Here is a 13,011-nt window from a genome sequence, read left to right on the forward strand (position 1 = left end):
AATAGTATTTTTTCCTTTTTTAACGATTCGTAGTTTTAGCCATTTCCCACTTTAAAGAGAAAAGCCTCTCGAATGAATTTACACTTGAACAGACAATTAAATGTCTTTTTTGTAAAAAACATGTATATTAGAAATAAGCAGGTTAGAATAGTTGATGGAAAGGGTATCGCCTCGTTTTATAAAAATCGTAATTACTTTGTATCCAACAATAATGGGGGATGATAAGTATGGTACCGGAAGTAGTTTCAAAGGAGAATTGGAAGCGTTTTATTAGTGAAGGAAGTTTTTTAGATGAAAATATGTCTTATGAACTGATTGATTCATGGAAACGCTGCAAAAACCATGGGGTAGACCCTTTTGATGGTGTATCGCAATCAATTTTAAAAGTAAGTGACTTACGCCGACGATTACAGCATAATCAACTATTAATTAAATTGACGGAAGAACAATTGGATCATTTGAATTATTTTTTAAAAGGCTGGAGATTTGTGACAACATTGACAGATAAAGATGGTTTTATTCTGCAAAATATAGGGGATCATTGCGTAGAAGCAAAGGCGCGTGAAATTCACTTTATTCAAGGATCGAATTGGGGGGAAATTGAAGTAGGTACCAATGCAATTGGACTAGCGCATCGTTTCAAAAAGCCGTTTACGGTAAAGGGATATGCACATTTTGCAGTAGCCTCACAAATATGGAATTGCGCTGCTGCTCCAATCGTTGATCAGGACAACCATATCTTAGGAGTATTAAATATTTCGAGCCCATATAATCCAATTAATTACAGCTATGTGCTGGCAACGGTGAAAATGATAGCAGATTCCATTTCGCTTGCTTGGCGAAAAACAATTTATGAAGATATGGAATACTTAGTAAAAAATGCAACCTCCATCCATACAATTATTTGCTCAAGAGATAACATTATTTGTAAATTACCTAAATTTTTGAAAAAAACATATGGATATCTATTAGGTGAGTCATTAGATATGTTGCAACAGGAAGTTGGATTAAAAGAGGAAAAAATCCCAATTAAAGCACATGGACGGATTATTGGATATCAAATCTATGTAGAGGAGCCAAAACAGGAAAAGCAAGCAACTATTTATTTCCGTGGTGTTACCGGTAAAAGCCAGGCATTTCAAAAGGTCTTGGATCATATAAGCAAAGTCGCTTCAACGGATGTAGCGGTTCATATTTATGGTGAGACAGGAACAGGGAAAGAGTTAATCGCTGAAGCTATCCATAGAAATAGTGACCGAAACGATTACCCTTTTATTTCAATAAACTGTGGAGCGGTCCCTGAACAGCTTTTAGAAAGTGAGCTATTTGGTTATGAGCCAGGATCATTTACTGGTGCCCATAAATTAGGAAAAGTGGGGAAGCTGGAGGCAGCGGATGGCGGGACTTTATTTTTAGATGAAATTGGTGATATGCCAAATTCGATGCAGGTATCTTTACTTCGAGTATTACAGCAGAATCAAGTGACACGAATAGGAGGTCATCAGCCGATTGACGTCGATGTACGAGTTATATCAGCTGCAAATGTTGATATTCGTGACCTTGTACAAGCAGGGAAAATGCGGGCTGATTTGTTTTACCGAATTTACGGTTATCCAATTCATGTGCCAACACTTCGTCAGCGAAATGAAGATATACCTTTTTTTATTCATGATTTTTGTCGTAAGAAAAATTGGCACCCAAGCTGGGTTTCTAGGCTGATTGCTATTTTTAAAGAAGGTATGTGGTTAGGAAACATTCGTGAATTGTATAATGCGCTAGACCGTTGTCGAATTTCGTTTACAGATCTGGAACCTTCTGAAGAAGAGCTTTATACGATTATTTCCCTTTGGAGTTCGAAAAAGGAAGAAAAAACAGCTAATCAAAAATTAAATTTAAGTTTTCGTGAACAATTAGAATATGAAAAAATTCAGAATGCATTAATCACTCATCATAATCAAGTTGAACGTGCAGCAAAAGAATTAAACATATCTCGTAGTACGTTGTATCGTAAATTAAAAAAGTATAACCTTACGTAGCTGTTATTAATACCTATAAGGTAGCTAATTCTTAGCTGACAAAAATGTTATTTCAAACTTTAGTTGAACTGAGGCTCTTATTAAATCATTGCCAAAATTTTTGTTAACATAAACATAAAAAATGCGACAAAATGAGACAATTTACAAAAGTTGTCTCATTTTTAATTACTTCTATTGAAAGCGCTATATTTTAAAAGGTTTAAAAGTTGGCATGATATTTGCTAACTATATTTGTGAAAGATAAATATCTTAAAGGGAGGACATTTCCATGGATAAAAATAAAGCGCATTGGATGTATGCCAAAATGAACGATATCCGTAATTTTGAAAATCAAGTACAAAAAATTTTTTCTACAGGTGTCATACCGGGGTTTGTTCACTTATATGCAGGAGAAGAAGCAATTGCTGTAGGAGTATGCGCACATCTAAATAAAAGTGATTATATTACAAGTACACATCGCGGTCATGGGCATTGTATTGCTAAGGGTTGTGATTTAAATAGAATGATGGCAGAAATATTTGGAAAAGAGACAGGATTATGTAATGGAAAAGGCGGCTCCATGCATATTGCTGATCTCGAAGTGGGAATGCTTGGGGCAAACGGCATTGTCGGTGGAGGATTTCCATTGGCAGTTGGAGCTGGTTTATCTTCCTATGTACAAGGAGCAGATAGTATTGCGGTTTGTTTTTTTGGGGATGGAGCAAATAATCATGGTACGTTTCATGAAGGAATTAATATCGCAGCAGCTTTAAAATTACCGGTTATTTTTGTAGCAGAAAATAACGGCTTTGGTGAAGCGACCCCATTTGAATATGCTACCTCGGCAGAAACAATCGCTGAACGAGCAAAGGCTTATAATATTCCGGGAGTTAGAGTAAATGGAAATGATGTCATGGAAGTTTACGCTGTTACCGAAAAAGCGGTAGAAAGAGCTAAAAATGGAGAAGGGCCTACTTTAATTGAAGCATTAACTTACCGGACTCACGGACATTTTGAAGGCGATAATCAAGCATATAAGTCTAAGGCAGATAAAGAAAAATGGCCGCTCGATGTTGATTGTATTGAAAAATTTAAGGAATATGCAATAAAAAACGATTTATTATCGGAGGAAGAGTTAGCGGAAATAGAACGTGCTTCAGAACAAGCTGTGCAAGAAGCAGTGGAATTTGCTCATAACAGTAAAGAGCCAAGTCCTGAGACGTTAACTGAAAATGTATATGTTGCTTATTAATAAAATAATAAAAATGAGGTGAAAAAAATGGTTAGAAAATTAACATTTTCAAAAGCGATTAATGAAGCAATGGATATAGCAATGGAACAGGATAATAAAGTCATTTTGATTGGGGAGGACGTAGCCGGAGGAGCGACTGTGGATCATTTGCAGGATGAAGAAGCCTGGGGTGGCGTTTTTGGGGTAACGCAAGGATTAGGGAATAAATATGGGCGTAAGCGAGTCATCGATATGCCAATTGCTGAAGCTGGGTATATGGGAGCGGCGGTAGCAGCAGCCGTTACAGGGTTAAGACCAATATCTGAACTGATGTTTAATGATTTTATTGGCAGCTGTTTAGATGAAGTGATGAACCAAGGTGCAAAAATTCGCTATATGTTTGGTGGAAAAGCAGAAGTACCATTAACAATTCGGACGAGCCATGGAGCAGGAGCTGGAGCGGCTGCACAGCATTCACAATCATTATATGGAATGTTTACAGCGATACCTGGTTTAAAGGTAGTTGTTCCGTCAAATCCTTATGATGCAAAAGGTTTATTATTATCAGCAATTGAAGACAATGATATCGTTGCCTTTTTTGAGGATAAGACATTATACAGTATGAAAGGAGAAGTACCAGAGGGATATTATACGATTCCTTTAGGGCAAGCGGAAATAAAACGAAGCGGTGATGATTTGACAATCGTTGCTATCGGTAAAATGGTGCATGTAGCAGAAGAAGCTGCAAATGAGCTGGCAAAGCAGGAAGTGGAAACAGAAATTATTGATCCAAGGACATTATCCCCACTTGATGAGGATACGATTTTACAGTCTGTAGATAAAACTGGTCGTTTAATAATCATTGATGAAGCGAATCCACGTTGTAATGCCGCAACAGATATTTCGGCAATGGTAGTAGATAAAGGGTTTGATTCCTTAGATGCGCCAATTAAAATGGTTACCGCTCCGCACGCACCGGTACCATTTGCGAGAAATTTGGAAAGCCTGTATATACCAAATACGAATGCAGTAGTACAAACAGCTAAAGAAATGATAGGGAAGCTTACCTTGTCAAGATAAACAGGAGGGGATTTTATGGCTACAACAATTGTAATGCCGAAGTTAGGTATGACAATGACAGAAGGGACGATTGAAGAGTGGTTGAAAAAACCAGGAGATGCAGTTGAACAAGGAGAAGGAATTGCCACAATAAGTTCTGATAAATTAACTAGTGAAGTAGAGGCACCTGAAGCAGGGGTATTATTGAATATAACAAAAGAAGTCGGGGAAGAAGTTCCAGTTGGTGAAGTAATTGGTTTCATTGGTCATGAAGGAGAAGAAGTGGGCGAAACAGCTTCTACCTTGCTGGAAGAAAAAGAAGAAAAGCCTAAAGCATTATCTCAACAAGCAGCTCCTATAGAAACAGTTGATCCGCTTATGAATCAAAAACAGGATGGCCCAAATAGAAAAAGACGAATTTCACCAGCTGCACGGAAAAAAGCAAAAGAATTAGACATAAATATTGCAACTATTGAAGGGACAGGTCCTAAAGGAAGAATTACTCGCCGAGATGTGGAGAGAGCTGTTGAACAAAAAGAGGTAGCGGTAACGAAAGAGCAAGTGGAGGAAACAGTTGTTGAACGACCGATAAAGACTAGTAACATGAAAGGGTTATCTGCTATGCGTAAATCCATAGCAATAAATATGCAGGAAAGTCTTGCAAATACTGCACAGTTAACGTTACATCGGAAAGCAGATATTACGGAACTGATTGCTTTTCAAAAGAAACTTCGTGAGGAAGCAGACCAGAATAATATAGAGATAAAACTGACAATAACCATTTTTCTAGCAAGGGCAGTTACCCTAAGTTTACTGGATCATCCGGAAGTAAATACGCATCTAATAGATGATATGCTGCAGCAATATGAGGCAGTACATTTAGGAATTGCCACATCTTTAGACAACGGATTAGTAGTTCCAGTAGTAAAGCACGCAGAAAGACTGCCACTTGGCAGCTTGGCGAGGCAAATTCAAGGTGTAACAGAAGCTGCTAGAGCTGGAGAAAATGTAGAGATGAGTGGTTCTACATTTACGATTACCAATTTGGGTGCTCATGGGATTGAATATTTTACGCCAATCCTCAATCCTCCTGAAAGTGGAATACTTGGTGTAGGAACATTTATGAAGGAAATGGAACTGGACGAGCATGAAAAACTGCAAACCATGATCAAGTTACCACTAAGTTTGACATTTGATCACCGTGTACTAGATGGAAGCCCGGCAGCTGTCTTTTTAAGAAAAATTGTTCATTATTTAGAAAATCCGTATTTATTATTGCTTTAATGAATAGTTATTGATCCCGTCTGCCATAGAAAAATAAGTCGACGGGATTTTTCTATTTTGTGCACCGGGCGGATGTCATTAAGAATTGTACATACGTTGGTTTGAGAGACAAGTAGTTATTCGATTGAAGTTGACTTTAATGTTTTTAATTGAGGTTACGGTTTAGCCAACATAGTATTATTGAAAACTAGTTTTAATTGTATTGTTAGATGATAGAGATTTTTCTAATCTGTGTTATAAGGTGAAGACAAACGTTATATAGAAAAAATAGTGAAAAACCTACAGATATTATTAGGAGTAACAATGAGGGTTAAAATGAGAGAATTGTTATTAATACTATCTTTGCTGGGAAGTGAATAACATGCAGTTCTCTTACTTTAAAGTTCAGTGAAATTAATAATTTTAACTAACCACCCGAGGAGATGTAATTCTCCTCGGATGGTTAGTTTATTTTAGAGTTTAGTTTACACCAACTCTATTCCAAGCGTTGGCAACTGCATTGGCTATGTCTTGGTTATAGAGATCTTGTGCCGATTGAATTAAGGCTTGTCTTGCATCTGCAAAATCACTATTTGGTGTTAAATAAACAGTTAATGCACGATAATAGATTTGTTCGGCTTTACTTATTCCTATTGCATTAATTGTATAATATGCTGCTTTATTAGGGATTCCACTGTTTATATGGACACCACCCCAATCGCCTTGGAGAGTATTTGGTAGATAACGGTAATTATCCATATGGTCAGGTTGATGATACATTGGTGGATTAGATAAGCTACGAAGACCGTCTCCTTCAATACCAGGTGTATACACATCTTCACCCATTAACCAGTCTTCATCAACAAAGAATCCAAAAACATCTGCAAACGATTCATTTAAAGCACCCGGTTGGTTCTCGTATGCTAGATTGGCTGTTTCTTGAATCACGGGATGTGTTAATTCATGAGCGACAACATCATTTGCTCCTGATAGATAGGTAAATTCTCTTCCGTCTCCATTTCCATAAATCATTTGGTTACCAACCCATGCAGCATTGTTATAATTATTTCCGTAGTTAACAGTAGAACGAATGGTTGCTCCTTTATTATCATAACTAACACGACCAAACGTATTATAATAATAATCAAATACTTCTCCTGCATAGTAGTGAGCATCTACGGCTGCTTTTTGTGATTCACTTGTAAACTTATTATCCCTATCTGTTACATAAATACCTGGAAGACTATCATCATATTGACCTTGATTATTATAGGTCTCTATTACACCATTCATTCTTTTAGTAGTATCATATAAATAATAATTGCCTTGATATAGATACGTATTTAACTTTTTCGTATCTCCTAAAGTACCTGTTCCCTCACCAGTTTCTGCTGCCTCATGAACTTGATTGACTGCTTTTAGTATTTTTCCATTTTCTGCGTTAACCCAAATTTTCCAATTCGCTGGATATGGTTGAACAAATTGTAGTTCAATACGATAGGCTAATGTATAATTCCCATTTTTATCAAAAACTACTAATTTGGCATTTTCGCTCAGCGTATTAAATGTTTCGCCAGTTAATGAATTCACCTTTTTATCAGCTGCACTACGTTTAACTTTAATGTGTTTCCAGGCGGCATGAAGTGCTTGCTGCTTTGTCAATTTTCGATCCTCTTTTAATTTGGAAGGAGCATCAGGATGAAAATCCCCATTGACGGCACTAATTTTTTTGTTTTTATCTACATGGACAACAATCTTTGAACCGTCTATTGGAATGTTCTGAATTTTAGGTTGATAAATATAGTGAGTCATTCCTAATTTGTCCTTATTCGTCTCTTCAAGCGTTAAATCTGTTTTGGGATCCATTTTAAATAAATCTTGATTTGCTTGAAAAAACTTTTTTACGTCTTTCTCTTTGGTCACTTTTTGTTCTGTAAGTTCTCCATTAATAAACGAAGGAGTGCTTTCTTTTTGGTCTTGTTCCCACAACGTATCAACATTTGACTTAACCTTCCAAGCTTGATCACCAGCAGCAGCACTTACTACTTGTCCATTACTAACTGCTAGAGTCGTTGCCATGGAAATTAATCCAATTGCTTTAACCCATTTTTTTTGCAATTCAATCTCTCCTTTTCTTTGGTAATTATTGGAACTAAATTGTGGGAAAAATATATCATATATTTCACCTGTATACAATAAACCGTTCGACTTATTTTTACATATTTTTTAAGTGTATAGAACTAATTTTTAATAGAAAAGATTAGTTTTTTTGAATAATAAGTTCACTTTAATTCTTTAATTTGTTAACGTAATTAAGTAATATATACCAATAATAGGCTATCATTTATTTTATTATAGGTTAAATTGGCTATATCAAAGTTTAATGAAAATGAAAAATAATTTACTTAATAGGATAATAGATTCATAATTAGGAGTTATATTAAAAAACATAATATGAATGATTAAAGCATTTATAAGGTGTATTAAGCAGTATGATGGAGGATTAAAAGTGGATTTTACCTAAAAAGGAATTATTTAGTATGTCAGTTATTGTTCTATATCCTTATTAAAAAATGTAATGATGCTCTTTAAAGAAAATTGAACAAATTCTTGAAAAATCAAAGTGGATGGTGCAGATGCAGTCAGGAGAGGACATGAATTCTCTTACTTTAGTCTAGGACGCTATTATAACTACCCATCAGTGAGACGAAGTCTCTTCACTGATGGGATAGTTTTACTTTATCGTTTAGTTTACACCAACTCTATCCCAAGCGTTAGCAACTGTATTCGCCACTGCTTCGTCATATAGATCTTGTGCAGATTGAATTAGGGATTGTCGTGCATCTTGAAAACTACTATTTGGGGTTAGATATACAGTTAATGCACGGTAATAGATTTGTTCTGCTTTCTTTATTCCTATTGCATTAATTGTATAATATGCTGCTTTATTAGGAATGCCACTGTTTATATGAACGCCACCCCAATCTCCACCAGGAGTATTTGGTAAATTTTGATAGTTATCCATATGATCCGGCTGACCATATTCTGTTGGATTTTCTAAGTTACGTATTGCGTCTCCTTCAATACCAGGTGTATACACATCTTCTCCTAATAACCAGTCTTCCGGATCAACAAAATAACCAAAAACATCTGCAAAGGATTCATTTAAAGCACCTGGCTGATTCTCGTATACTAGATCGGCGGTTTCCTGAATCACGGCATGAGTTAATTCATGAGCGACAACATCATTTGCTCCTGATAGATAGGTGAATTGATTCCCGTCTCCATTTCCATAAATCATTTGGTTACCAACCCATGCAGCATTGTTATAATTATTTCCGTAGTTAACAGTGGATCGAATGTTCGCCCCTTTATTATCGTAACTAACACGACCAAACGTATCATAATAATAATCAAATACTTCTCCTGCATAGTAGTGAGCATCCACGGCAGCTTTTTGTGATTCACTTGTAAACGTATTATCCTTATCTGTTACGTATACACCAGGAAGATTATTTCCATACTGACCTTGATTATTATAGGTCTCTATTACACCATCCATTCTTTTAGTAGTATCATATAAATAATAATTATCTTCATATAGATACGTATTTAACTTTTTCGTATCTCCTAAAGTACCTGTCCCCGTACCGATTTTTGCTGCCTCTTGAACTTGATTGACTGCTTTTACTACTTTTCCATTTTCTGCGTTAACCCAAATTTGCCAATTTGCTGGAGATGGTTGGACAAATTGTAGTTCAATACGATAGGCTAATGTGTAATTACTATTATCAAGAACTACTAATTCAGCATTCTCGTTCAGCGTATTAAATGTTTCGCCAGTTAATGACTTTATTTTTCTATCAGCTGTACTACGTTTAACATCGATGTGTTTCCAAGCGGCATGAAGTGCCTGCTGCTTTGTCAATTTTCGATCCTCTTTTAATTTGGAAGGAGCATCAGGATGAAAATCCCCATTGACAGCAGTAATTTTCTTATTTTTATCTATATGCACAACAATTTTCGAATTATCTATAGGAACATTTTGAATTTTCTGTCTAAATGTATAGTGAGTCATTCCTAATTCATCCGTATTCGTCTCTTCAAACGCTAAATCTGTTGTTGGGTTCATTTTAAATAAATCTTGATTTGCTTGAAAGAACTTTCTTATGTCTTTTTCTGAGGTTACTTTTTCCTCTGATAGTTTCCCGGTTATAAATGATGGAGTACTTTCTTTTTGGTCTTGTTTCCACAACGTCTCAACACTTGGTTTAACCTTCCAATCTTCATCTTCAGCAGCAGTTATTATTTGTCCATTACCAAGTACTAAACTCGTAGCCACTGAAATTAATCCAATAGTTTTAACCCAATTTTTTTGCAATTTAATCTCTCCTTTTTCTATTAATTTTAAATTAGGGTTAATAGTATCGTAGATTTTATTGATTTGCAATGAACTTTTCGACTTATTTTTTAGTTTTTTTTAAATATATTGAACTATATAAATAAAAAGAATTCAAAGAAAACGTATCTCCTATTTATAAGATTTAGAGAAACCGAATAAAGTTTATTTTGCTTTATTGTAACGTTTTATGTAGTCATCCGTCTGTATAGTAAACCATTAATATACAAGGGGCGGATGATAGGATGAAAAAGTTTTCTTTTTGTTTTTTATTTATATTGTTAGTGCTTGTAGGCTGTAATGACCAAACGGAATCGGATGAAACGAGTAAACAGATGGCAGAAAATATTCATGTGGAAAATACTACACCAATTAAACCAAATGAAGATTTAAGTAAGAATGAAGACGCTTCAGAACAAAATGAAACGGGGGAAAACATAAAAGCTGCTGATAACTATACCGCTTCTGGTCGGAAAATCATTTATACAGCAACGATTCAATTAGAAGTGAAATCTTTTAAGCAAAAACTAACCCAATTAGAGCAGTTAATTGACGCACAGGGGGGGTATATTGTCGACTCGACTAGCCATAAAGATTCAGAAAAAGGTAATGTAACTGGAAGTATAACAGTAAGAATACCTCAAAAGAACTTTCAATCGTTTATGAAGAAAGTGGAGGCAGGAGAAGGAAAACTGATGGAGAGCTCTGTTTCAGGAGAAGATGTGACAGAGGAATTCGTTGATTTAGAAGCACGGTTAAAGTCAAAAAAAGTAGTGGAAAAACGGTTGCTCTCATTTATGGAACAGGCTGATAAAACAGAAGATTTATTAGATATCTCAGATAACCTGGCCGATGTTCAAGAAGAAATTGAACAAATTATTGGGCGAATGAACTATTTAAAAAATAAAGCCGACTTGGCAACTATAACAATCGAGATACAAGAAAATCATACGGTGATGAAAAGCGAAGATGATCTAAATACGTGGGATAAAACAGAACAGCAATTTTTTAAAAGCATGAATATGATTTTGATGGCGCTTTCTAACAGCTTCGTTTTTATTGCTGGCAATATACCTATTTTCCTTTTAATTGGTATGATCATTATATCTATATTTGTTTTTATAAGAAAAAAGCGGCGTAATAACCAATCAGTGGAATAACATCAATCAAAACATAATGACAAATTCAATTTGTCCTAAATCTTTAGATGGATAAATAATACTACCATGAACTAAGTAAATAGAGGCTGCAGTTTTTATATGCGAATTAAATATAAAGTCTATTCCTTATGAGTAGACTTTTTCATCATGTCTGGTAATTTCACCTAATTTATTTAATCATTTGAAGACATAAAAATAGATAAATATTAACTACCGTGAGTAAGCCAATCAATATCCGCATAGATGTAAAGAAGTATTCTTCCGACACAGCGAAATAGTAAAGGACGAGTAAAATCAAGAAAATAAGATATCCGACAAAATGAACTTTACGTTTATTACTAAATTTTTCAGCCAATCACCAATGATACTATTTGTTAAGTTTTGTAGTTTTTACTGACTAAATAGACGAAAGTATTAGCAAGAAATTTTAGACTTTTTCCCCTAATATATAACCTCCTTGTTAGAAAGTTTTTTTACAATCCGTTCTTATGTTATCACATCCTACAATAAAAAGAATTATTTATCATTCCACATAATTTGGATTGCCTTTACCCCGCTTGTAATCTATTTTTTAAGCATGATAGTGTGATCGGAACTAAATGGATTGGGTAGGATCACATGTTTACAATTGGTAATTACATTGTATCATGGTAAAAAATGAGTGCGCCTGTAATGAGCAAGGGTTAATTCCTGTATTTTTAAAGCTAAAAATCAATGTTTTGATGGAAAAGATAAAGAAATTATAAAGTTTACGGTATGATTAATTTATCGTGATATAGTACTTATACAGGAGGAAACATGGATGCAAGCAACTATTTTACTAGTAGAAGATGATGCAGAAATTGCTCGTGTGATAAGAGATATGTTTGTCCGCATTTGGAACCAATGGAATTGGATGGAGAGCATACGATTGCGGTTCATATTAAATCATTAAGAGAGAAACTTCACGATTCTGCTAAAAATCCAACATATATCCAAACGGTTTGGGGGAAAGGATTTCGATTCATCGGTGAAGTGAAATGAAAATAAAAACGTGGCTACTACTATCTTATTTTATGGTGATGATTCTTCCTGTCATAACAGCATTCTTTTTATTCATTTTAATAAATGCATATATTAATGAGCTTAAAGTGAAAGAACATATTGACTTTTTAACTTGTATATAGCGGATCAATTGCTGATCACTGCATCAGATGCAATAAAGGTAACAGAAGGGGAGCTATACGTTATTGCCCAGGAAATTTTCTCGCGGGCAGGTATTAGGAAGACAGACAAAGCTGTATCTCATTGATTCACCAGTTTATAACGGGTTGGCAACAGGCATGAATATCGGAAAAGGAACAATTATGTTGACAACAGCTACAGCTAAATTGTCTAAGTCGGCTGTTGAAGCAATTTTGGCACATGAAGCGATCCATATAAAAAAGCGAGATGTTTTAATCAATCAACTGGCTCGTATAATTATAACTGCTGTGATCGCTCTAAGTGTGTACTTGTTCTTTGACCAGATAAAGCTACTGGCGATCAGGGCTTATTGCAACGTTGAATAATTTATGTGTATAAAAACACATATCCATGTCTTAGACAAATCATACCAACATATCGCTCCTCCATTTTAAATGGTGAAGCAATATGTTTTTTGGCTAAATCACTAACGTTGCGTTAATTATATCTGTCGATTTGAAATGCTTACATATTCAAAAATAACTTGGTCATACAACAAAATAAAAACAGAAAGCATAGAGCATTAAAAATCGTGGATTCAGTACACTTCCACTAAATTTAAACAACCATAAATAGGAACGTTTGCCGGTGTAAAGCCGCATTTACGACTAGTAGTCATGGATAATGGCCTCCGTTTATCCAGAAAAGGCAGTGATTAGC

General features: G+C 35.1%; 10 protein-coding genes. 8 read left to right on the top strand and 2 right to left on the bottom strand.

Features of this window, described 5'->3' with window-relative positions:
• Positions 1-227: 227 nt before the first annotated feature.
• From JNUCC74_RS06830 to JNUCC74_RS06845, 4 genes are all read left to right on the top strand, one after another.
• Positions 228-2,036, top strand: coding sequence for a sigma-54-dependent Fis family transcriptional regulator (locus JNUCC74_RS06830; protein ID WP_454067418.1), 1,809 nt, complete (start codon positions 228-230; stop codon positions 2,034-2,036).
• 268 nt (positions 2,037-2,304) lie between these two features.
• Positions 2,305-3,267, top strand: coding sequence for a thiamine pyrophosphate-dependent dehydrogenase E1 component subunit alpha (locus JNUCC74_RS06835; protein ID WP_454067419.1), 963 nt, complete (start codon positions 2,305-2,307; stop codon positions 3,265-3,267).
• A 27-nt stretch (positions 3,268-3,294) separates the two neighbouring features.
• Positions 3,295-4,326: an alpha-ketoacid dehydrogenase subunit beta gene (locus JNUCC74_RS06840; RefSeq protein WP_454067420.1), complete on the top strand. Its 1,032-nt coding sequence runs from the start codon at positions 3,295-3,297 to the stop codon at positions 4,324-4,326.
• Positions 4,327-4,341: 15 nt separating this feature from the next.
• A complete protein-coding gene (locus JNUCC74_RS06845; protein WP_454067421.1) occupies positions 4,342-5,589 on the top strand; it encodes a dihydrolipoamide acetyltransferase family protein in 1,248 nt (415 codons plus the stop codon).
• Between the two features lie 459 nt (positions 5,590-6,048).
• On the opposite strand, the gene JNUCC74_RS06850 is transcribed toward JNUCC74_RS06845, so the two are convergent.
• A complete protein-coding gene (locus JNUCC74_RS06850) occupies positions 6,049-7,647 on the bottom strand; it encodes a M4 family metallopeptidase (RefSeq protein WP_454067851.1) in 1,599 nt (532 codons plus the stop codon).
• A gap of 667 nt (positions 7,648-8,314) precedes the next feature.
• Positions 8,315-9,949, bottom strand: a complete 1,635-nt coding sequence (locus tag JNUCC74_RS06855) for a M4 family metallopeptidase (RefSeq protein ID WP_454067422.1) — start codon at positions 9,947-9,949, stop codon at positions 8,315-8,317.
• Between the two features lie 263 nt (positions 9,950-10,212).
• Here JNUCC74_RS06855 and JNUCC74_RS06860 point away from each other — a divergent pair, with 263 nt between their 5' ends.
• The 4 genes from JNUCC74_RS06860 (at position 10,213) to JNUCC74_RS06875 (ending at position 12,677) form a co-directional block, all read left to right on the top strand.
• Complete coding sequence (locus JNUCC74_RS06860; protein WP_454067423.1) at positions 10,213-11,127, top strand: DUF4349 domain-containing protein; 915 nt, start codon at positions 10,213-10,215, stop codon at positions 11,125-11,127.
• Between the two features lie 802 nt (positions 11,128-11,929).
• A complete protein-coding gene (locus tag JNUCC74_RS06865; RefSeq protein WP_454067424.1) occupies positions 11,930-12,061 on the top strand; it encodes a hypothetical protein in 132 nt (43 codons plus the stop codon).
• Positions 12,013-12,150 carry a winged helix-turn-helix domain-containing protein gene (locus JNUCC74_RS06870; RefSeq protein WP_454067425.1) on the top strand — a complete coding sequence of 46 codons (138 nt, stop codon included), beginning with the start codon at positions 12,013-12,015 and terminating at the stop codon, positions 12,148-12,150. Before JNUCC74_RS06865 ends, JNUCC74_RS06870 begins: the two co-directional genes overlap by 49 nt.
• A gap of 206 nt (positions 12,151-12,356) precedes the next feature.
• A complete protein-coding gene (locus JNUCC74_RS06875) occupies positions 12,357-12,677 on the top strand; it encodes a M56 family metallopeptidase (RefSeq protein WP_454067426.1) in 321 nt (106 codons plus the stop codon).
• Positions 12,678-13,011: the final 334 nt, after the last annotated feature.

This window comes from Cerasibacillus sp. JNUCC 74 (assembly GCF_053667775.1).

Coding starts and splice junctions, on each gene's coding strand:
- JNUCC74_RS06835 (WP_454067419.1), top strand. CDS start 2,305: ATGGATAAAAATAAAGCGCATTGGATGTATGCCAAAATGAACGATATC.
- JNUCC74_RS06830 (WP_454067418.1), top strand. CDS start 228: ATGGTACCGGAAGTAGTTTCAAAGGAGAATTGGAAGCGTTTTATTAGT.
- JNUCC74_RS06850 (WP_454067851.1), bottom strand. CDS start 7,647: ATGGCAACGACTCTAGCAGTTAGTAATGGACAAGTAGTAAGTGCTGCT.
- JNUCC74_RS06845 (WP_454067421.1), top strand. CDS start 4,342: ATGGCTACAACAATTGTAATGCCGAAGTTAGGTATGACAATGACAGAA.
- JNUCC74_RS06870 (WP_454067425.1), top strand. CDS start 12,013: ATGGAATTGGATGGAGAGCATACGATTGCGGTTCATATTAAATCATTA.
- JNUCC74_RS06840 (WP_454067420.1), top strand. CDS start 3,295: ATGGTTAGAAAATTAACATTTTCAAAAGCGATTAATGAAGCAATGGAT.
- JNUCC74_RS06865 (WP_454067424.1), top strand. CDS start 11,930: ATGCAAGCAACTATTTTACTAGTAGAAGATGATGCAGAAATTGCTCGT.
- JNUCC74_RS06860 (WP_454067423.1), top strand. CDS start 10,213: ATGAAAAAGTTTTCTTTTTGTTTTTTATTTATATTGTTAGTGCTTGTA.